The sequence below is a fragment of the Sphingomonas sp. GC_Shp_3 genome (genome assembly GCF_026540945.1).
In the GTDB taxonomy this organism is placed as follows: Bacteria; Pseudomonadota; Alphaproteobacteria; order Sphingomonadales; family Sphingomonadaceae; genus Sphingomonas.
Map to the genome: position 1 here is coordinate 272,686 of NZ_JALNUT010000001.1, position 20,282 is coordinate 292,967.

The following is a 20,282-nucleotide window of genomic DNA, read 5'->3' on the forward strand; positions in this document are numbered from 1 at the left end:
CTATATCAGCCGCGCGGCTTGCGCCAAGCGCGCGGCAGTCACGCCGGATTGCAGCGCGCCCTCGATGGTGGAGGGCAGGCCGGTCTGCGTCCAGTCGCCGGCGAGGAACAGGTTACGCCAGCGTGTCGCCGCAGGTGGGCGGCGGCGTTCCTGCTGCGGTGTCGCGGCGAAGGTGGCGCGTTTTTCCTTCACGATCTGCCACCGGGGCAGTTCGGGCGGAAGGTGATGGATCGCGGCGATGTCTGCCCAGAACGCGGCGGCGAGTTCGGCGCGATCGGTGTCGATCATGTGATCGGCCGCACTCACCGTCACCGACAGGCGGTCCGAAAAGGCAAAAATCCACTCCGCCGCGCCGCCGATCACGCCGATCATCGGCGTCGCGCCGGCGGGTGGCACATAGGCGAAGTGCGCGTTGACGATCGCACGGTAATCGTCGGGCACGCTCAGGCCCGGCACGAGCATTTCCGCGATCCACGGTGGCACCGCCAGGATGACCGTCTCGTCCGATGCGACCGCCTCCGCGCCGCCGCCGAAATCGAGCGCGACCACGCGATCGTTCTCGAAACGGAGCGTACGCAGGCGCTGCTTCAGCGTGACGCTGGTGTGGTTACGCGCGAGCCAATCGAGCGCGGGATCGACGAAGGCGGCGGCAAGCGTCGGCTCGGCGATCCGCGGGCGCATTGCGTGGCCACCGCGCCCGAGCGTCTGGTTGATGATCGCGGCGGTCAGCGTCGCGTCGCCCTCCGCGGGCGCGGTGTTGAGCGCGGCAAGCAGCACCGGTTCGAGCAGCCGATCCCACAGCACGCCATGCGTGTCGGTACGGTCGGCGACGGTCTGGCCCGGGGCTGCCCGGGTCAGCGCGGCGAGACGCAAATAGTCGGTCGCGCGCGTGCCGGGCACACGCCGTGCCTTTGAAAAGATCCACCACGGCAGCCGCCCTTTGCTTGGACGGAAGCGCCATCGCTCGCCGGTGCGGCGGTCGGCAAAGGCGAATTCGGCCTGGTCCGGCCCGGCCAGCCGCTCGCTCGCGCCGATCGTGCCGAGGTAACCCGACACCGCCGCGTTGCCCGACAGGACGAGGTGGTTGCCGTTGTCGATCACCCGGTCGAGTTGTGGGTCGTGGTAACTGCGGCAACGCCCGCCTGCCTGCGCCGCGCCGTCCGACACCGTCACGTCGAACCCGGCGCGCGTCAGCTCGACCGCCGCCGACAGCCCCGCCATGCCGGCGCCGATCACGCGGGCGCGGCGGCTCACCGGAACATCCAAAGCCGCAACGCGGTGAGGATCAGCGCGGGCTTGTTGGTGCGGATGCGCGTGCGCGGCGGCGTCCAACCGGTCTGCTCCATCCGCGTCAGCATCGGGGCGTAGACCGCCGCCATCAGGCGCGGTGCGATCAGGTGTCCGCGCGGGCGCTTGGCAAGGATCGCGTTCGCCTCCGTATAATGGCCGTGCGCGAGCGTCGCTAGCGGCCGGCACGCGGCGTCGATGTGAGCATCGTTCACCACCTGCAGCGGGGTGGTGAAAGGGATGCCGGCGGCGGTGAGATGCTCGCCCGCCAGATAGACGCGACCGATGGCGGCATCCTCGTCTATATCACGCAGAATGTTGGTAAATTGCAGCGCCCGGCCGAGATGGTGCGACAGCTTTACGCCGGTTTCCCGCTCCATCCCGAAGATGTTGACCGACAGCCGCCCCACCGCCGAGGCCACCCGGTCGCAATAGAGATCGAGCGTCTCGAACGGTACCCAGCGCAGGTCGGCTTCGACATCCATCGCCATGCCGTCGATCACCGCGAGGAAGTCGGCCTGTTGCAAGTCGAACCGGCGCACCGCCTCCGCCACGATCACCGCCTGCCCGGGGTCGCGCCCGGCATAGAGCGCGGCGATATCCGCGCGCCATTGCTCCAGAGCGACGGCGCGGCTGGCGCGGTCGCCCTGCTGGTCGTCGGCGATATCGTCGACCGCGCGGCAGAAGGCATAGACCGCGTACATCGCCTCGCGCTCGGACTTGGGCAGCACGCGCATGCCGGCGTAGAAGCTGCTGCCGGACACTTGCGATTGCAGCGAAGCGGGAGTGTTCTTGGCGTTCATGCGCGCTTGATCCAATAGCCGATCGCCGCGCTGGCGGCGAGCCGCGCCGCCTCGCTTTTGGTGTGGTGCACGCGTTCGGCAAGCGGATCGCGCGTCTTCACACGCCGTGTGAGGTCCTCCGCGAGCCGCTGGATGATCGCCACCTCCATGCCGAGCCGCCGGTCGCGGATGCCGCGCGCGAACGGCGCGGATCGCGCCAGCAGGTCTAGCGTTCTGTCGCCAAGATCGACGATCGTGCCATGCAGGGCAGGGGTAGAGGCGTCCCGCCCGAGATCGGTCACATCGCCGCCGCGCCCGGACAACGCGGCGAGCGGTACGTACACCCGTCCGATCGTGCGATAGTCCTTTCCGCAATCCTGCAGGTGATTGATGATCTGCAAGGCTGCACACAGCGCGTCGTTCGCTGGCCACAGGCTGCGATCTTCGCCATGCACGTCGAGCACGTAGCGACCGACCGGCATCGCCGAATAGCGGCAATAGTCGATCAGATCGTCCCACGTCTGGTAGCGTTCGATCGTGCAGTCGCGTTCGAACGCGGTGAGCAGATCGAGCGCATGGACCGGATCGAGTCCGCGCGCCGCCATGACGTCACGCAGGGCTGCCGACGGCGCATCGGCATCGCTCGTCCCCGTCACGGTCGCCCGCATCGCGGCGAGCAGCGTCAGCTTCTCGTCGGCGCTCGCGCTCGGATTGTCGGCCACGTCGTCGGCGGCGCGGGCGAAACGGTAGAACGCCATGATCGGCGCGCGATGTTCCTTCTTGAGCAGCACGGAGGCGACGGGGAAGTTCTCGTCCTTATGCCCCTTGCCTGAGGCGAGTTCGGCGGCCGCAGTCATGCGTGCAGATCCGCCTGTGCGCGGCCCTTCCACATGCCGCCACGTCCACGCGCGTGCTGCCACGCCGAGAGCAGGGTGCAGGCCGCGTAGAAGCTCGCGATCGCTGGCAGCGTCAATCCCCATGCGGGCGAACGGCGGTAGAAACGCAGCATTGGTTGAAACAGGATCGCCATCGAAATCCAAGCGGTTAACCCAAGCGCCTGCGCATAGCCGCGTGCGAACACCGCAAGCAATGGCGGCGCGAGATAGGTGAGCGCAAGGGCAAGTGTGGTGCCGACGAGCAACACCGGCGAATAGCGCAACTGCGCATAGGCCGATCGCGAGATCATCGCGGCGACCGATGCGGTCGTGTCGTACACCCGCACGCTGCGCGACCGGCTGGTCAACCCGAGCCAGATGTCGCCATGCCGCTTCATTAGCGCACCGAATGCGCAATCGTCGATCAGCGCGCCTCGCACCGCCGCGATCCCGCCGGCGGCCTCCAGCGCGGCACGCTCGACCAGCATCACGCCGCCCGCCGCCCCGCCGAGGCCACGGCCACGCCGGTTCACCGTGCTGAACGGGTACAGCATCTGGAAGAACCACACGAAGGCCGGGATCAGCGCACGCTCGGCCAGGCTGACGCAGCGCAGCCGCGCCATCAGCGACACCAGCACGCGGCGGTCTCCGGTCGCGCGCGCGACGAGGCTGCGCAGCGTGTCCGCGTCATGCGCGATATCCGCGTCGGTCAGCAGCAGGTAATCGGCTTCGCCCGCTGCCGCGATGCCTTGCGACACCGCCCATAATTTGCCCGTCCAGCCGCTTGCGAGCGGCGCACCGGGCAGGATCGTCAGCCGCCCCGGCCGCGTCGCGGCGGCGCGCGCGATGTTGGCGGTGTTGTCGCTGCTGCCGTCATCGACCAGAATGATACGGAAGTCGCCGGGATAGTCCTGCGTAACGAGGCTGCCGATCGACTGCGCGATCACTTCCGCCTCGTCGCGCGCCGGCACCACCGCCACTACCGAGGGCCAGCGCGCCGGCTCGGCAAGCGGCACAGTGTCCCGCTCGCGCGCCAGCCAGAACCCGTCGCGGCCGAGAGCGATACCCAGCCAGATCGCTACTGTCAGCAACCCCAGCCAGATCACCGGATCATCCCGGCATGACGGAACCAGTCGATCGCGTCGCGCAGCGCTTCGACGTGCGGCCGCGCGCGGTAGCCGAGTTCGGCTTCGGCCTTCGCGCTGGAATAATACATCGCGTGGCCGGCCATCTTGAGCGAGTCGATCGTCAGGAACGGTTCCTTGCCGGTCACCCGCGCAAGCTGTTCGTTCGCCCACGCCAGCGGATACAGCGGCCCACGCGGCAGCGCCACGGTTGGGGCCTTACGCCCGAACAACGCGGCGATCTCGCCCAGCATCATGCCGAGCGACACGTCCTGCCCGCCGAGGATGTAGCGCTCGGCCGTGCGACCCTTCGCCATCGCGCGCAGATGCCCGTCCGCCACGTCATCGACATGGACGAGGTTGAGCCCGCTATCGACATAGGCCGGCATCTTGCCCGATGCCGCCTCGACGATGATCCGCCCGGTCGGTGTCGGCCGCACGTCGCGCGGACCGATTGGCGTGGAAGGATTGACGATCACCACCGGCAGCCCCTCCGCGGCCATCGCCTCGACCAGCCGTTCCGCCACCACCTTGCTGCGCTTGTACGCGCCGACCGCCTGTTCGGGCGTGGCCGGGCGGGTTTCGTCGGACGGGCGGGCGCGGTCGGGCAGGAGGGTGGCGACGCTGCTGGTGTAGACGATCCGCTCCACCCCGGCATCCCGTGCCGCCTCCATCACGTTGCGTGTGCTGGCGAGGTTGTTGCGCACGATCTCCTCCGGGTCCGGCGCCCAGATGCGGTAGTCGGCGGCGACGTGGAATAGGTGGCGCACGCCTGTCATCGCGCGGCGCATCGCTGCGAGGTCGCGCGCGTCACCCTCGACCAGCTCGCCCGGAAAATCGACGAGATTGGCGCGCGGGCTGCTCGCGCGCACCAGCCCGCGCACCTGACGCCCGTCGGCCGCGAGCCGCCGCGCGACGGCCGAGCCGACGAACCCCGACACGCCCGTGACGAGAACCAGATCGCTGCTGTCCATCCGCGCCCCTTTACCGAAAGTCGTGGCGGAAGGAAGGCAGGTCTGGCGACGGCCCGGGCGGTGAACCGTGCCTGACGGAGAGATGACGTTTTCGACACGTCCGCTTCGCGCTGTTTCAACCGATCCGAAACGGCTCTATGGGCGCAGGCATGGCGATGCTCGCGAAACTGGTCGGATCGGTGGCGCTCACGCTGGCGGGCGTCGGCATCGTCTGGACGTTCGCCGCGACGATCGTGCTCCGCCGCTACTTCGCGCGTCCCGTACCGCCTGCCGCGACGCGGGGCGGCGTCACGATCCTCAAACCGCTCCACGGCGCGGAGCCGCGTCTGTTCGACAATCTCGCCAGCTTCCTGATGCAATCGCACGGCGGGCCGGTGCAGATGGTGTGCGGCGTGCAACGCGCTGACGATCCGGCGATCGCCGTGGTCGAGGCGCTGCGCCGCCGCTTTCCCAACGCGACGATCGACCTGATCCTGGACGGCACTCGCCACGGATCGAGTGGCAAGATCTCCAACCTCGTCAACATGGAGCCGCACATCCGCCACCCGGTGGTGATGCTCAGCGACAGCGACATCGCGGTCGGGCGGGATTATGTCGCGCAACTGCTTGCCGCGCTCGATCCGCCCGGAGTCGGGATCGCCACCTGTGCCTATCACGGGCGGGGGGATGCCGGTTTCTGGTCGCGCCTTGGCGCTGCCGGTACCGACTGGCAGTTCCTCCCAGGGCTGACCTTCGGTGTCGTCAACCAACTGGCCAGCCCGTGTATGGGTTCGACCATCGCGATGCGTCGCGACACGCTGGCGCTGATCGGTGGCTTCGCCCGTTTCGCCGACGTCCTGGCGGACGATTATGCGATCGGCGCGGCGGTGCGCGGCGTCGGCTTGTCCGTAGTGATGCCGCCGCTGTTGGTCAGCCACGCGTTCGACGAACGCTCGGCGCGCGCGCTGTGGCGGCACGAGTTGCGCTGGGGGGTAACGGTGCGCGATCTCGCGTTTTGCTCCTATCTTGGCATGATCGTCGGATTTCCCCTCCCGATGGCGCTGTTTGCCGCATTGTGGTGGCCGGTAGCCGGCATCATTTTCGCCATAGCCGCGCTCGCCGTCCGCCTTTTTGCCGCAATTTCGGCCGAACGGGTCGCCGGTGCGCGGCCCGCGCCGCTCTGGGTGTTGCCGTTGCGCGACATCTTCGGATTCGCGGTGTTTTGCGCCAGCTTCTTCGTCCGCTCGGTTGATTGGCGCGGCGCTACGCTTAGAATAAGACCAAACGGCCACATCGCTGCGGCCCCGGAGACTTCACCATGATGCGTTCGCTTTTCCTGCAAGGCCCCTCGTTCGACGGTTACGACGGCGGCGCCGGTGCGCGCTATCAGATGAAGCGCGAGGTCAAGTCGTTCTGGTACCCGACCTGGCTCGCGCAGCCAGCCGCGATGGTGCCCGGTTCGAAGCTGATCGACGCGCCCGCGCACGACCAGTCGTGGGACGACATCAAGCACGAGGTCGACGGCATGGAGCTGATCGTCCTCCACACCTCGACGCCGAGCTTTGCGCAGGACGTGAAGTGCGCCGAACTGATCCGCGCACGCAACCCGCAGGCGCTGATCGGGCTGGTCGGGGCGAAGGTCGCGGTCGAGCCGGACAAGAGCCTTGCCGCCACCGCTGCCGTGGACTTCGTTGCGCGTGAGGAGTACGATTTCACGATCCTCGAAATCGCGCAGGGCAAGCCGCTCGCCGAGGTCGACGGGATCACCTGGCGCGCGCCGGACGGTTCGTTCGTCCACAATAAGAACCGCGCGATGATCGAGGACATGGATGTCCTGCCGATGGTTTCGCCGATCTATAAGCGCGACCTTCAGATCGAGAAATATTTCGGCGGCTACCTCAAGCATCCGTACGTCAGCTTCTACACCGGCCGTGGCTGCAAGAGCCGCTGCACCTTCTGCCTTTGGCCGCAGACCATCGGTGGTCATAACTACCGTGGCCGTTCGGTCGCCAAGGTGGTCGAGGAAGTGAAGTACATCATGGAGAACATCCCCGAGACCAAGGAGATCTTCTTCGACGATGACACGTTGACCGACATCCACTCGCGCGTCGAGGAAATCGCCATTGCGCTCGGCGAGCTGGGCTTCGGCAAGCCCGGCTTTCCGATGACGTGGAGCTGCAATGCCAAGGCAAATGTGCCGCGCAAGACACTGGAAATCCTCAAGGCGAACGGACTGCGCCTGCTGCTCGTCGGTTACGAGAGCGGCAACCAGCAGATCCTCCATAACATCAAGAAGGGCCTGCGCGTCGACGTGGCCAAGCAATTCACCAAGGATTGTCACGAACTCGGCATTGTCATCCACGGCACCTTCATCCTCGGCCTGCCCGGCGAGACGGAGGAAACGATCGAGGAGACGATTAACTACGCCAAGGAGATCAACCCGCACACCATCCAGGTGTCGCTGGCGGCACCCTATCCAGGCACTTTCCTCTACAAGCAGGCGACCGAGAACGGCTGGTTCGACAACAGCAACAGCCTATTGACCGACGACGGCAACCAGATCGCGCAATTGTCCTACCCGCACCTGCATGCGAAGGTGATCTTCGAGAAGGTGGAGGAGTTCTACAAGCGGTTCTACTTCCGCCCATCCAAGATCGGCTCGATCGTGTGGGAAATGCTGCGCGACTGGGATATGATGAAGCGTCGTCTGCGTGAAGGTGTCGAGTTCTTCGACTTCCTGCGCCGTCGCAAAGAGGCCGCGTAAGGGTCTGGTATCGCTATGAGTGCTGCGGAAATGACGGTGAACGAACGGCTCGCGGCACGCGGGCTGTTCGAGGATTGGGAGCGCGCGGTGCGCGGGGAAGACCGCGCGACCATGACGTTGCTGTTGCGGCGGATCGGCATACCGAATGCGCCGCGCGTAGCCGATGTCGTTCTCGCTGACCCGGCATTCTACGGCTTCGATCCGGTCTGAGGCGCGAACGTGCGCACGGTCATCATCAACGCCGACGATTTCGGCGTGTCGATCCCGGTCAACGAAGCGGTCGAGCAGGCGCATCGTAACGGCATCCTCACCACGACCAGCCTGATGGTGACGGGCGAGGCGTGCGCCGACGCGGTCGCGCGGGCGCGCACGATGCCGACGCTTGGCGTGGGACTGCACATCGCGCTTGCAGAGGTGCCGCCGGCGCTACCGCCCGAGCGTATCCCCGATCTTGTCGATGCGGACGGCAGGTTCCGCATCGAGGCGCTCGGCACCAGCATCGCGATTCTGCTGCGGCCGGCGGTGCGGCGCCAACTCACCGCCGAGATTGAAGCGCAGTTCCGTTTGTTTCACGCGACCGGCCTGCCGCTCGATCACGTCGACTCGCACAAGCATATGCACATGCATCCGGTGATCGCCTCCACCGTGATCGCGGTGGGTAAACGCTTCGGCATGCGCGCGGGCCGCGCGCCGACCGAGCCGCGCGCGGTGATCCGCAAGGTCGAGACAGTGAAAGGCGTCGACATCGCGGCGCCGTTTGCGCGCAGCGTTCGCGCCAAGCTGCGCCGCGCCGGCATGGCCGCGCCCGATCATGTGTTCGGCCTCGCCTGGTCCGGCGCCATGACGCGTACGCGCGTGCGTGGCATCCTCGAACATCTGCCCGAGGGCATCAGCGAGATCTATCTGCACCCGGCCACCGGCGATTATGCGCTGGCAGCACCGGGCTATAAGTATCAGGATGAATTGGCGGCGTTGCTCGATCCAGTCGCGCGCGAGATCATCGTGCGGGACCGGATCACGCTGGCGCGGTTCGCCGAGCTGTGAAACGGAACAAACTTCGATGAATTACATCCCCGGCAAAATCGAAGCCGCCGGCCCGCCTCCGGGCGTGCGCGTGCCGCTCGGCAGCGAGGCGCACAAGATCCTGCTGTGCCGCGCGCTGCTCGACACGCACGACCCGTACACGCCCGCGCTGATCGACTGGCCCGACTTGGAGGAGGAAACCCGCCAGAAGATCGTCTCCCTGCCGATCTGGGACATGGCGGTGCAGACGGAGGGCCGCACCGGTCTGTTCGTGCAGACTTTCGCCGATTTCGTAACCGATCACGAATTGAAGACCGCGCTCGAAATGGACGCGTTCGAGGAGAAGCGGCACAAGATCGTGCTTGCCGACATGGTCCAGCATTACGGCATCGTGCTCGAACCCGAACCGCCGTACATCAAGCCCAAGGATGCCGAATGGGCCTTCATGCGCTCGGGCTTTTCGGAATGTATCGACAGTTTCTTCGGCTTCGGGTTGTTCAAGATCGCCAAGGACACTGGCTTCTTCCCGCCCGAGTTGATCGATACGTTCGAACCGGTGATGCGCGAGGAGGGGCGGCACATCCTGTTCTTCGTCAACTGGGTGGCGTGGTGGCGGCGCAACATGCCGTGGTGGCGCCGGCCGTATTTCGAGCTGAAGGTCTGGGCGGTGTGGGTGTTCCTGTTCTGGGAGCGGATCGACATGGCCAAGGGCATGGGCGACAGCACCAAGGCGCAGGAGAACAACTTCACGCTCAACGGCTCGAAGGATCTGGGCGTGGAGGTCAGCTTCCCTGAGCTGGCTGCGATCTGCCTGTCCGAGAACGACCGGCGGCTGGCACCTTATGACGCGCGGCTGATCCGTCCCAAGTTCGTGCCCGGCATGATCCGGCTGGTGTTGCGCTTCATGCGGAAGACCCCGGCGGCGGCATGAACCGCTTTGCCCGCGCCGGGCTGCTGGCGGCGACCCTGGCGGGTATCGGCGTCGCGGCCTGGACGGTCGATGCGGTCGGCGCGCGGCACGTATTTGCCGCGATGAGTGCGATCGGCTGGGCGGGCATGGCAGTGTTTCTGCTGTGCTCGCTCGGCGTTTTGTTGCTCCTTGGGGGCGCGTGGCTGGCCTGTGCGCCGGGCGAGCCGCTGCGCCGGCTGCCGCTGTTCATCTGGGCGCGCACCGCGCGCGAGGCGGCGACCGACGTGCTGCCGTTCTCGCAGCTCGGCGGGCTGGTCGTCGGCGCACGCACGCTCGGCGCGCGCGGGGTGCGGGATTCGGTGGTCTATGCGTCGATGGTCGCCGACATGACGACGGAGATGGCCGCGCAACTGCTGTTTACGATTGGTGGCGTCGCAACCTTGCTGGCGATGCTTACGGCGGGTCCGGAAACGGCGCGGATCGCGCCGCTCGCGATCGGCGGGCTGGGCGTGATGGCGCTGCTGATGATTGTTTTCGTCGCCGGGCAGCGGCCGGTGTTGCGGCTGGTCGGCAGGGTTGGGGCCCGCATGATCCCCGGTTCTGCCGAGGCGGTCGGCGCGGTGCGGGTGCAGCTTGACGCGGTGTATCGCCAGCCCCGTCGCATTCTGATTGCATTCCTGCTCAATCTCGCCGCCTGGCTCGCGAGCGCGGCGAGCGCGTGGGTGGCGCTATGGTTCATGGGCTCGCACCTGCCGCTGTGGGCGGTGCTAGCGATCGAGGCGCTGATCTTCACCTTGCGCAGCGTCGCCTTCGCGGTGCCCGGTGCAATCGGCATCCAGGAGGCGGCCTACGCGCTGATCGGTCCGATATTCGGTCTTCCGCCGACCACCGCACTGGCATTGTCGCTGCTCAAGCGCGCGCGCGACTTGATGATCGGGGTGCCGGCGATCGTTCTGTGGCAGGCAGGCGAGGTCGGTGCCCTCGTTGCGAACCGCCGCACCGCATGACGGCGGACGGACCCCGCCGCAGTGGCGTGACGCTTGCCGCCGTGCTGCTGTTGGTGGCCGCGCTTCAGCTTGCCGCCTACTGGCCGGGCATCATGTATTGGGATGCCGTGCGCCAATACGGTCAGGCGGTGAGTGGGCATTTCGATGACTGGCATCCGCCCGCGATGGAGTGGGTGTGGAGGCGTCTGATCATGCTTCAGCCCGGCCCCGCGCCGATGCTGCTGCTTCAGACCGGGTTGTACTGGTTGGGTTTCGCGCTGCTTGCGGGCTCGGCGTGGCGCGCGGGTCGGCGGCGGCTCGCGGTGCTGATCGTCTTGCCGGCGCTGTTGCCGTTCGCGCTGGCGACGCTTGGGTCCGTTCTCAAGGACAGCCTGATGGCAGGTGCGCTGCTTGCCGCCGCCGGCCTGACGGCATGGGCCGGTGAGGAGCGGCGTTGGGGGCTGCGTAGCGCCGCGATCGCGCTGCTGTTGTTTGCCGCGACGCTGCGTTTCAACGCGCTGCTCGCCGCGCTGCCGCTGCTGGTGGCGGTGCTGCCGGGTGCGTGGCGGCGAACGCCGACGCGGCTGATTGCATGCATCGTCGTGTCTGCGCTGGCGCTGGCGGTGGCGATGCCGCTCGCCAACCGAGCGACCGGCGCGCGCCCGAGCGGCGTCGCGCTATCGCTGGTCATTTTCGACCTCGGCGGGATCACCGAGCAAAGCGGTGTCGACGCGTTTCCGCCGCTTGCGGTGGCCGACCCGGTTGCGATCAACCACCGTTGTTATGATCCGGTGCGGTGGGACAGCTACGCGTGGTGGGTGGCCGAGCCGTGCCCGATCGGCTTTGCCGGCGTTCGCGACGCCTTCGCCGCGCACCGCCAGAGCCCCTATCTGTTCTGGCTGAAGGCGATCGTCGCGCATCCACTCGCCTATGCCGAACATCGCTTTCGGCACGCCAACGACAACCTGCGCTTCATCATCGGCCATGATGTCGAACGTCCGGTGCAGCCGCAGTCCGCGCCGAATGATTGGGGCTATCGCATCGCGCGGAACCCGGCCCAACGCTGGATCGACTGGCTGGCGGTGCAGACATGCCGCACGCCGCTTGGCTGGCCGATCTGCTGGATCACGCTCGCGCTTGGGCTGTTGTGGGCCGGATGGCGCGTGGCCGGGGCGAGGCCGCTTGCGCTGTCGGCGGCGATGTATGGTGGCGGCTATCTCCTGCTGAGCGTGGCGTCGGATCTGCGCTATCATCTCTGGACGATGCTTGCGGCCGGGCTCGCCTTCGCCGTCGTCGCCGATGCGGTGCCACTCCGCCGACTCTTGCTGGCAAGCGCCCCGGCGATCATCGTCGCGATTGTCGGAACCGCTGCCCGGCTACTCTGGTGATCCCGGGTGCAAGTTGACGCGCGGCTCATGATAGCGCGCATGGACTGACCTGCCTTCCAGAGACCCGCGCGGCTTTGAACCCCGACCTAATCTCAGGCTCGATAGCGTAGTTCGGTCGCGGATCGCTGCATCAGGATTCGGCACGTCATCGCAGGTTTGAGGCACCTTCCTCCAAAACTTCGATTCGGTCGCCAGCGCTGATCGTGCCGCTGTTCTCGGGTATGGCATTCTGGCCGAACATCACGCCACCTTTGCCCATGCGTCCGATGCGCATCAGCGTCGATAATGGTTCATTGCCATCTTCGCGCGCGCCGCTGAGCGGGTCTTGCGTGATGACGATACAGCGCGAGCATGGCTTAGGGAGGCGCAGGGTTACGTTGCCGATGCGGATGCGCCGCCAGTGATCCTCCCGCCACGCAGTCGTACCGTCGATAACGATGTTGGGCCGGAACCGCGCCATCGCCACCGGCTCCGCCAGGTCTGCGTTGAGCGCGGCGAGTGATGCGGTTGTAACCAGCAGCAACGGGAAACCGTCCGACAGCGCGATCTGATCGCCCGGCACCGCAAAGCCGGGATCGATCGGGCGGACGCCATCGTCGCCCTGATACACCAGCCGCACCGACCGTTCGAGTGCGCGCGACAAATACCTCGTGCTGGCCTCGCCCGTGGTTCTTGCACGCACGGTATCGCCCCAGATCCCAACGTCGATCGTAGGCGCGTCGTCATCAGGTTGAGGAACACGACAGCAGCCGTGGACCAAGTGCCGGATCACCAACGCACTGCCGTCCAAAACAGTGTCGAACAGCGCCAGCTCCGGCACCTCACGTCTGGTGACGAAGCGGCCGTTATCGTCGACCAGCATCCAGCGCCGATCGCCACTGATCCCGCGCGGACCGATCTTTGCGCATTCGAGGGCATGGCCGCGCAGGCTCTTCACCGGGAAGCGGAACAAGTCGGTGACGGTGGGCGGAGGCACGTTTCGCCCCTATAGAGGATGACGGACAGACAAAAGTGCTTTGGTTCGCTGCGTCTCGCATCCGCGCGCAGGGTCTCCAAACCATTCCGATGACGAAGCGGCGAATGCGGGCCGTCATGCTGCGGGAGACGGCTCCCGGGATCAGTACGGGCAGCGCGGCCGTCGCCGACCGCGCTCCTTTGCTACGCTTTCAGCACGGTATCGAGGGCGCTGCGGAATTTGGCCATGTCTTCCGCCGAGCCCACCGTGACGCGGCTCATCGTCGGGTAAGCGTCCCATGAACGGCCGATCTGCACGCCCTGCGCGATCAGCGCCGCCTGCATTGCCTTGGGATCCTTGCCGGCACCCCAGTCGACCATGAACATGTTTGCCTGCGAAGGAATATACTTCAACCCGCGTTTCTTGACGTGGGCGAGTGTCTCCTCTCGCACTGCGATCATTTCGGCGCGCCGCGCGGCGATCTTGTCGGCAAGTGGCAGGACGGCGGTGCCGCACGCCACCGCCGTCATCGGCAGCATGTTGGTGACCTGGCCACCGTCATAGCGCATCATCCGCTTGTAGAGATCGGGATGCGCGATGGTGAGGCCGAGCCGCATCCCGGCCATGCCGAACAGCTTGGAGAACGTCCGCATCACGATCACGTCGTTGCGCGTGCAGGCAAGCTTGGCGGCACTCTGGGTACCGGCAAAGTGGATGTACGCCTCGTCGACGAGCACCACCGAGTCCTTCGGCTTATTGGCGAGCAGCCACTCGATGTCGGCGATCGGCGTCAGCGTGCCGGTCGGATTGTTGGGCGAGCAGATGTAGTAAAGGCCGGCGTTGGGATCGGCGGCCAGCATCGCCTTGACGTCATGGCGGTAGTCAGGCGTCAGCGGCACGCGTGTCGGCTTGATCTGAAGCCACTGGGCGGTGCGCCAGCTCTGCTCGTACGTCGGGTTCGCCGTCACCAGCCCCTTTTGCGGGGAACAAAAGGTGACGACCGAACGGTTCAGCGGATCGCTCGATCCTGGCCAAGCGAGGACGCATTCGGGTGTGACGCCTTCAACCTGTGCAACGGCGGCGACGAGTTTGGCGTGTTCATTGTCTGGCTCGTAACGGTTGCCACGCTGCGCCATCGCGCCGGAGGCCTGCACACCTTCCGTGAACGGTCCGGTCCAGCACTCGTTCGAGCCGATCCGCACTGCACCGACAAGCGCCTTGGCGGATTGCTGCGCGCGCGCGCCGCTCGACAATTGCGTTACGGCGGCGCCGGCGCCGAGCAGCATCGCAATGCGGCCGAGCTGGCGGCGTGAGTAGCCGCGATCCTGAAGTTCCTCGCGTGCTTCGCGGTCGAGTAGGTCGATCGTCATCACTATGCTCCCCTGTCAATATCCAGACATCAGGCCGCATCACGCCCACGTGGCGGCCGTACGAGATGGCGACCGCGACGCCTGCGTTACGTGCGCGGGCGATTGCGACCGGACAGGAACCTCTCCCCTGTTCCCTCGAGTCGGAACACACCACAACAGTCCTCAACTGTCTAGTGGTGAGAAGAAAAATCTCTCCGGAAGAAATCAGGCTAGTGGAATGAGGCTGCTTACAAAACGTCGGGCCTTATCGACGTAACCTTCCGCGGAGACCAGAAGCTTCTTCGTCTCGGCCGGGCTGAGTTCGCGTATGGCACGGGCCGGGCTGCCGATGATCAGGCTGCCGCTTGGAAAGCTCTTGCCTTCGGTAACGAGCGCGCCCGCGCCGACCAGCGACCCCGGGCCGATCGTCGCCCTATTGAGGATCACCGCGCCCATCCCGACCAGCACGCCGGGCCCGATCGTGCAGCCGTGCAGGATCGCACGGTGCCCGATCGTGCAATCCGCCCCGATCGTGAGCGGCGCATCCGGATCGGAATGAAGCATCGCACCATCCTGCACGTTACTGCGGGCACCGATGGCGATGGCGGTGTTGTCCGCGCGGATCACTGCGCCGAACCAGATGCTTACGTCCGGTGCGAGATGGACGGCGCCGATCAAGTCCGCACTGGGAGCGACCCAGACGTTTTCGGCAAGCGTGGGCTGGTGGCCATCAAAAGCGTAGAGCGGCATGGGCGATCCTTCCGCGGATCAACTACCCGTATACGGCACCGATGTGAATTCGACGGGGGATCGAGGCGAACGACTTGTCGATGCTGATCTCGACCTCAAGCCGGCCGGGGGGAAGAGACCTCTGCTACAAGCCTGAAAGATGACGCTGGCGAACTCGCGGTTGCGGAACTGGAGCGGCGAGACGTGGACCGCAACACCGACATGTTCGGGCCCTCTGCAAGCCTGACGGCAGGCTTCCTGCATGACCCAGTCACCAGTCGTGACGATAAGGTCGTATCTTCGGCAACTGGCACGACGCGCACAAGAACATGGGGCTGTATGTCGCCGATATGCTCGCGAAGAACCGTTTTCTCGCCAAACTCGCGCCGATGAAGCGCGTGGTGGTCGAGTGCTAGGTATAGCGTCGCCCCGACATTGCCGGGGCGACGCGGTGGCTCAGGCTTTCACGCAGGCGATTACCGCCGTGATCGCGACGGCGGTGTCCGCCATGTCGCGCACCTTGATCGAATCGATACCCGCCGCGCGGACCGGATCGTCGTTGCCGCCCGGATAGATCGCGTCACCCATGAACAGGATGTTGTCGAACTCGATACCGGCGTGCTCGCACAGACGGCGCATGCCATACGCCTTGTCGATGCCCTTGCGGGTGATGTCGACCGAAGTGGCGCCACCGATGTTGATCGAATGTTCGGGCAGCATGCCGCGCAGGATGCCCTGCAACTTGCGGCGCTTCTCCTGATCGGGATCCCAGCCTTCCTTGGCATGGAGCGGGGCCTGCTGGCCGAGCGCGGACAAGGTGATCTGGCTACCGCGATCCTCGATCCGCTCGCCCCAGGTCTGCTCACCGCCAAAGCCCGCCTCGTCCCACGCCTTGTTGAGCGCGGCGAGAATCTGGTCGCGCTCCTCGGACGTAAAGGCGTCGTTGTAGATCGTCTGCCAGGTCGTGCCGTCGTAACGGAACAGCTTGGTGCCGGTGGTGGGCATGATGAACAGGCGTTCGAGCTTCGCGTCGCCCTGCATGCGGCCGACGACCTGTTTCTCGAACTGCGGCCAGTCGCCGCCCGAGATTACCGCCACCTGTGCAACGTCGAGCAGGCGCTTGAGCAACAGGGACATCTCGTCGCCGATCGGCTGCTTGCTCTCGGCCAGCGTCCCGTCGAGATCGAACGCGATCATGGTCTTCATGGTACAAATTCTCCTGGACGGCAGCGCCGAACCGTAAAAAAGGGCGCCCCCGAGGGGACGCCCTTCATCAATCCGCGACCGATCGAAACCGGCCAGCGGAAAACATCACTTGGTGACGTTGTCAGCCTTGGCGTCGCCATCCGCGCGGACGTTGTCAGCCATGTCATGCGCGTTGTCAGCGGCGTTCGACAGAACGTCCGATGCCGTGGCGTTCGACGTGTTGTCGGCCATGGCGTCCATGTTGTCGGCAGCCGAATCGATGTTGTCCGCGACCATGTCGGCGTTGTTCTCGATAGCGGCAGCCTCGGGGTTCTTGTTGCAGGCGGCGAGCGACATCAGGCCGGCGGCGACGAGAACAAGGGCGATTTTCTTCATGCGATTGCTCCCAAAGCAGTCTGTATTCTTCGCGGCCGGCCTGAGTGCCGTCGCGAACGTGGATGAACTTGCGCCCATCCGTGACGTTCCATTCGCAAATCCAGTCACCGGTTGTAAATCCGGTTTTTGCCTCGGTTCGGCTTATTTTTGCGGATTTACGTCCAGCAAAGGCTCCGGGGCGTCGGCGACGACCGCGAGCATCGCCGTCCAGGCCGCGACATTCTGCCGCAATTGTACGGGATCGATCCGGTCCAGCGTGTCCTCCGGCGTATGGTGCCAGTCGAAATAGCGCAGCGCAGACTGGTTGAGATCAATGCCACTCGCACCGAGTGCCAGCGTCGGCTCGACATCGGTGCCGCCATGAACCGTTTCATGCCCGCGCACCACGCCGATCGGCGCGAGCGCAACGGCGAGGCGATCCGCCACCGGCTTTGCGGCATCCGGAAAATGGGTGTTGAAGCGCCACACATTGTCCGCGCCCGAGTCTGATTCGGCGGCGAGCGCGTGGCGTTCGCCGGCATGCGCCTTGGCATAGGCGATGCCGCCGAACCCGCCGGTCTCCTCATCGCCGAACCACACGACGCGGATCGTGCGGCGGTGTTTGCCGGCTTCCATCAGCCGCTTGGCCGCCGCCGTGGTGATCGCGAAACCCGCACCATCGTCTATAGCGCCGGTGCCAAGATCCCAGCTGTCGAGGTGCCCGCCGATGGTGATGATCCCTGCTGATGGATCGGTGCCCGGTACCTCCGCTACAACATTGCCCGATGGGCGAGTGCCGATAAAGCGGGGAGTGAGGGTAAGGTGCAGCGTGACAGGTTTGCCGCGCTTGAGCATGCGCTCGAGGTTCTCGGCATCTGCCACCGACAGCGCGGCGGCGGGGATCGGCGCGACACCGGCTTCGAAATTGGTGGTGCCGGTGTGCGGCCCGCGTCCGTGATCGGTGCCGATCGAGCGGATCACCAGCGCCACCGCGCCCTTCTTGGCGGCAAGGTTCGGCCCGAGGAAGCGCGCAAGTCCGTTGGTGCCATAGCCCGAGCCGTCCTGCGTCGGCTGCATCGCGTTGGACACGAAGGCGATCTTGCCGGTGAGGCTGCCGGCCGGCGCGAGCATGAGATCGTTGATCGTCTCGAAATACAACACCGGCGCGGTCAACCCCGCCGCCGGTGTCGCATCCGAGTTGCCGAGCGCGGTGAGGCGCAGTTTCTGGGGGTAGGGCGCTACCACCTCCGCCGTTTCCGCGCCGCGCTCCCACACGTTGTGGAGATCATAGGGTTCGATCCGCACGTTCCTGAAGCCAAGGCTTTTCAGCTTCGCCACGGCCCAGGTCCGCGCGCGCACCTCTGCGTCGGACCCGTCCGGACGGGGGCCGATCTCGGTGGTGATGCCCTCGACGATATCCCACGCGACGTCGTCGTTCAGCGCCGCATCGCGCAGCGCCGCCACCTTCGCGTCGGGCGCAACGGCGGCTGGCATCACCCGCTGCGCGATTGCGGCCGAGCCGAGCAGGGCAGGCAGGGTGAGGGCGCAGGACAGCAGGGTGAGGCGCGAAGGGTTCATGAGGTCTTCCGAAGTGGCGGTTGGACGGGTGAACGCGCCGTCACGAACTGCCGACGGACGGGGTTGAGTAGGGGAAGGTCGCACAGTTCTGCAATGGCGATATGGAGGCGGCGACCACGTTCCCGCGATCACGTTGCCAATTGGTCGCGATCCTCTTAAATGCACTGGTAATTCCACCAATACGCAGTCCTGGAGCACGACCCCGCATGGCCGTCCAATATTCCTATGTGATGAAGGGCCTGACCAAGACCTTCCCGGGCGCGCCAAAGCCCGTTCTCAACAACATCCACCTGCAATTCCTGCCTGACGCGAAGATCGCGATCATCGGCCCCAACGGCTCGGGCAAGTCGACGCTGATGAAGATCATGGGCGGCATCGACCAGGATTACACCGGCGAGGCCTGGGCGGCGGACGGCATCAAGGTCGGCTACCTGCCGCAGGAGCCGCAGCTCGACCCGACCAAGGACGTGATCGGCAACGTGCGCGACGGCGCCGGTCCGATCGCCGACATGCTGGCGCGTTTCAACGCCATTTCGGCGGAGATGGGCGATCCCAAGGACGATACCGATTTCGACGCGCTGATGGAGGAAATGGGCGATCTCCAGGCCAAGATCGACGCGGCCGACGGTTGGAGCCTCGACAGCCAACTCGAACAGGCGATGGAAGCGCTGCGCTGCCCGCCCGGCGACAGTCCGGTCACCAACCTGTCGGGCGGTGAGAAGCGCCGCGTGGCGTTGTGCAAGCTGCTGCTCGAGAAGCCCGACATCCTGCTGCTCGACGAGCCGACCAACCACCTCGATGCCGAGAGCGTGCAGTGGCTGGAGAACTTCCTCAAGGAATATACCGGCAACGTCATCCTCGTTACCCACGATCGCTACTTCCTCGATAACGTGGTGAACTGGGTGCTCGAGCTCGATCGCGGGCGCTATTACACCTACGAAAGCAACTATTCGGGCTATCTCGAGAAGAAGTCGCAGCGGCTTTCGCAGGAAGAGCGCGAGGAGCAGGGCAAGCAGAAGGCGATCGCCGACGAGCTGGCCTGGATGCGTCAGACCCCGAAGGCACGCCAGACCAAGTCCAAGGCGCGTATCCGCGCGTTCGACGAGCTGATGGCGGCGCAGGAAAACCGTTCGATCGGCAAGGCGCAGATCCTCATCCAGATCCCCGAGCGGCTTGGCGGCAAGGTGATCGAGGCGAAGGGCCTGACCAAGTCGTACGGCGACAAGCTGTTGTTCGAAAACCTCGAATTCACGCTGCCGCCGGGCGGCATTGTCGGCGTGATCGGGCCGAACGGCGCGGGCAAATCGACGCTGTTCAAGCTCATCACCGGGCAGGAACAGCCCGACGAGGGGACGCTGGAAGTCGGCTCGACGGTGCGGCTCGGTTATGTCGACCAGTCGCGCGACGATCTCGACCCTAACAAGAACGTCTGGCAGGAAATTTCCGACGAACTCGACGTGTTCCGCTTCGGCAAGCAGGAGCTTGGCACGCGCGCGTATGTCGGCGCGTTCAACTTCAAGGGTCAGGACCAGCAGAAGAAGGTTGGCCAGCTTTCCGGCGGTGAGCGCAACCGCGTTCACATGGCGAAAATGCTCAAGGAGGGCGGCAACGTCCTGCTGCTCGACGAGCCGACCAACGATCTCGACGTCGAAACCTTGCGCGCGCTCGAAGAGGCATTGGAGAGCTTCGCGGGTTGCGCGGTGGTGATCAGCCACGATCGCTTCTTCCTCGATCGCCTCGCCACGCACATCCTCGCGTTCGAGGGCAACAGCCATGTCGAATGGTTCGAGGGCAATTTCGAAAGCTACGAGGAAGACAAGCGCCGTCGCCTTGGCGATGCCGCCGATCGCCCGACCCGGCTGGCGTACAAAAAGCTGACCCGCTGATAGTCGCGGGGCTGATGGTCGGAGCGTTGTCGTCTCGGCCGTCAGCCCCGCGATGGTCGCGGCGCCATAGCGGGGTGGTTGGGCGACACGGTGTACGGCTGATCGCATCTGGCCGGCGGCTGTGCCCGGCTCA

At 65.7% G+C, this 20,282-nt stretch carries 19 protein-coding genes; 8 read left to right on the forward strand and 11 right to left on the reverse strand.

Annotation, left to right across the window (positions count from 1 at the left end; all coding sequences use genetic code 11):
* The 5 genes from hpnE to hpnA are packed head-to-tail and all read right to left on the reverse strand — an operon-like array spanning nucleotide 1 to nucleotide 5,042.
* Nucleotides 1–1,254 (reverse strand): hydroxysqualene dehydroxylase HpnE, encoded by a 1,254-nt coding sequence (hpnE, locus tag OXR00_RS01395; protein WP_267386239.1) that lies wholly within the window; start codon nucleotides 1,252–1,254, stop codon nucleotides 1–3.
* A complete protein-coding gene (gene hpnD, locus OXR00_RS01400) occupies nucleotides 1,251–2,090 on the reverse strand; it encodes a presqualene diphosphate synthase HpnD (protein WP_267386240.1) in 840 nt (279 codons plus the stop codon). The genes hpnE and hpnD overlap by 4 nt, the downstream gene beginning before the upstream one ends.
* Nucleotides 2,087–2,926 (reverse strand): squalene synthase HpnC, encoded by an 840-nt coding sequence (hpnC, locus tag OXR00_RS01405; protein WP_267386241.1) that lies wholly within the window; start codon nucleotides 2,924–2,926, stop codon nucleotides 2,087–2,089. The genes hpnD and hpnC overlap by 4 nt, the downstream gene beginning before the upstream one ends.
* Nucleotides 2,923–4,050 carry a glycosyltransferase gene (locus OXR00_RS01410; protein ID WP_267386242.1) on the reverse strand — a complete coding sequence of 376 codons (1,128 nt, stop codon included), beginning with the start codon at nucleotides 4,048–4,050 and terminating at the stop codon, nucleotides 2,923–2,925. The genes hpnC and OXR00_RS01410 overlap by 4 nt, the downstream gene beginning before the upstream one ends.
* Nucleotides 4,047–5,042, reverse strand: coding sequence for a hopanoid-associated sugar epimerase (gene hpnA / locus OXR00_RS01415; RefSeq protein ID WP_267386243.1), 996 nt, complete (start codon nucleotides 5,040–5,042; stop codon nucleotides 4,047–4,049). The genes OXR00_RS01410 and hpnA overlap by 4 nt, the downstream gene beginning before the upstream one ends.
* Nucleotides 5,043–5,191: 149 nt before the next feature.
* Between hpnA and hpnI the strand changes: the two genes are divergently transcribed.
* The 7 genes from hpnI to OXR00_RS01450 are packed head-to-tail and all read left to right on the forward strand — an operon-like array spanning nucleotide 5,192 to nucleotide 12,092.
* Nucleotides 5,192–6,343: a bacteriohopanetetrol glucosamine biosynthesis glycosyltransferase HpnI gene (gene hpnI / locus OXR00_RS01420; RefSeq protein WP_267386244.1), complete on the forward strand. Its 1,152-nt coding sequence runs from the start codon at nucleotides 5,192–5,194 to the stop codon at nucleotides 6,341–6,343.
* Complete coding sequence (hpnJ, locus tag OXR00_RS01425; protein ID WP_242146138.1) at nucleotides 6,340–7,785, forward strand: hopanoid biosynthesis associated radical SAM protein HpnJ; 1,446 nt, start codon at nucleotides 6,340–6,342, stop codon at nucleotides 7,783–7,785. The genes hpnI and hpnJ overlap by 4 nt, the downstream gene beginning before the upstream one ends.
* 15 nt (nucleotides 7,786–7,800) lie before the next feature.
* Nucleotides 7,801–7,995 carry a hypothetical protein gene (locus OXR00_RS01430; protein ID WP_267386245.1) on the forward strand — a complete coding sequence of 65 codons (195 nt, stop codon included), beginning with the start codon at nucleotides 7,801–7,803 and terminating at the stop codon, nucleotides 7,993–7,995.
* A 9-nt stretch (nucleotides 7,996–8,004) separates the two neighbouring features.
* Entirely contained in the window at nucleotides 8,005–8,829 is an 825-nt protein-coding gene (hpnK, locus tag OXR00_RS01435) for a hopanoid biosynthesis-associated protein HpnK (RefSeq protein ID WP_267386246.1), read from the forward strand.
* 16 nt (nucleotides 8,830–8,845) lie between these two features.
* Nucleotides 8,846–9,739 (forward strand): ferritin-like domain-containing protein, encoded by an 894-nt coding sequence (locus OXR00_RS01440; protein ID WP_267386247.1) that lies wholly within the window; start codon nucleotides 8,846–8,848, stop codon nucleotides 9,737–9,739.
* Nucleotides 9,736–10,725, forward strand: a complete 990-nt coding sequence (locus OXR00_RS01445) for a lysylphosphatidylglycerol synthase domain-containing protein (protein ID WP_267386248.1) — start codon at nucleotides 9,736–9,738, stop codon at nucleotides 10,723–10,725. Before OXR00_RS01440 ends, OXR00_RS01445 begins: the two co-directional genes overlap by 4 nt.
* The gene (locus tag OXR00_RS01450; protein ID WP_267386249.1) at nucleotides 10,722–12,092 is read left to right on the forward strand and encodes a hypothetical protein; all 1,371 of its coding nucleotides are present in this window, start codon (nucleotides 10,722–10,724) and stop codon (nucleotides 12,090–12,092) included. The genes OXR00_RS01445 and OXR00_RS01450 overlap by 4 nt, the downstream gene beginning before the upstream one ends.
* A 145-nt stretch (nucleotides 12,093–12,237) precedes the next feature.
* Here OXR00_RS01450 and OXR00_RS01455 read toward each other — a convergent pair whose 3' ends face one another.
* The 6 genes from OXR00_RS01455 to OXR00_RS01480 form a co-directional block, all read right to left on the reverse strand.
* A complete protein-coding gene (locus tag OXR00_RS01455) occupies nucleotides 12,238–13,068 on the reverse strand; it encodes an MOSC N-terminal beta barrel domain-containing protein (RefSeq protein WP_267386251.1) in 831 nt (276 codons plus the stop codon).
* 182 nt (nucleotides 13,069–13,250) lie between these two features.
* A complete protein-coding gene (locus OXR00_RS01460; RefSeq protein ID WP_267386252.1) occupies nucleotides 13,251–14,417 on the reverse strand; it encodes a pyridoxal phosphate-dependent aminotransferase in 1,167 nt (388 codons plus the stop codon).
* 204 nt (nucleotides 14,418–14,621) lie between these two features.
* A complete protein-coding gene (locus OXR00_RS01465) occupies nucleotides 14,622–15,146 on the reverse strand; it encodes a gamma carbonic anhydrase family protein (protein WP_267386253.1) in 525 nt (174 codons plus the stop codon).
* A 435-nt stretch (nucleotides 15,147–15,581) separates the two neighbouring features.
* A complete protein-coding gene (locus tag OXR00_RS01470) occupies nucleotides 15,582–16,331 on the reverse strand; it encodes an HAD-IIB family hydrolase (RefSeq protein WP_267386254.1) in 750 nt (249 codons plus the stop codon).
* A 105-nt stretch (nucleotides 16,332–16,436) separates the two neighbouring features.
* On the reverse strand, nucleotides 16,437–16,706 hold the full coding sequence (locus OXR00_RS01475) for a hypothetical protein (RefSeq protein ID WP_242146148.1): 270 nt from the start codon (nucleotides 16,704–16,706) through the stop codon (nucleotides 16,437–16,439).
* A gap of 141 nt (nucleotides 16,707–16,847) precedes the next feature.
* Entirely contained in the window at nucleotides 16,848–18,263 is a 1,416-nt protein-coding gene (locus OXR00_RS01480) for a M20/M25/M40 family metallo-hydrolase (RefSeq protein ID WP_267386255.1), read from the reverse strand.
* A gap of 206 nt (nucleotides 18,264–18,469) precedes the next feature.
* On the opposite strand from OXR00_RS01480, the gene ettA reads away from it, so the two are divergent.
* Nucleotides 18,470–20,149: an energy-dependent translational throttle protein EttA gene (gene ettA, locus OXR00_RS01485; protein ID WP_242146149.1), complete on the forward strand. Its 1,680-nt coding sequence runs from the start codon at nucleotides 18,470–18,472 to the stop codon at nucleotides 20,147–20,149.
* Nucleotides 20,150–20,282 lie beyond the last annotated feature (133 nt).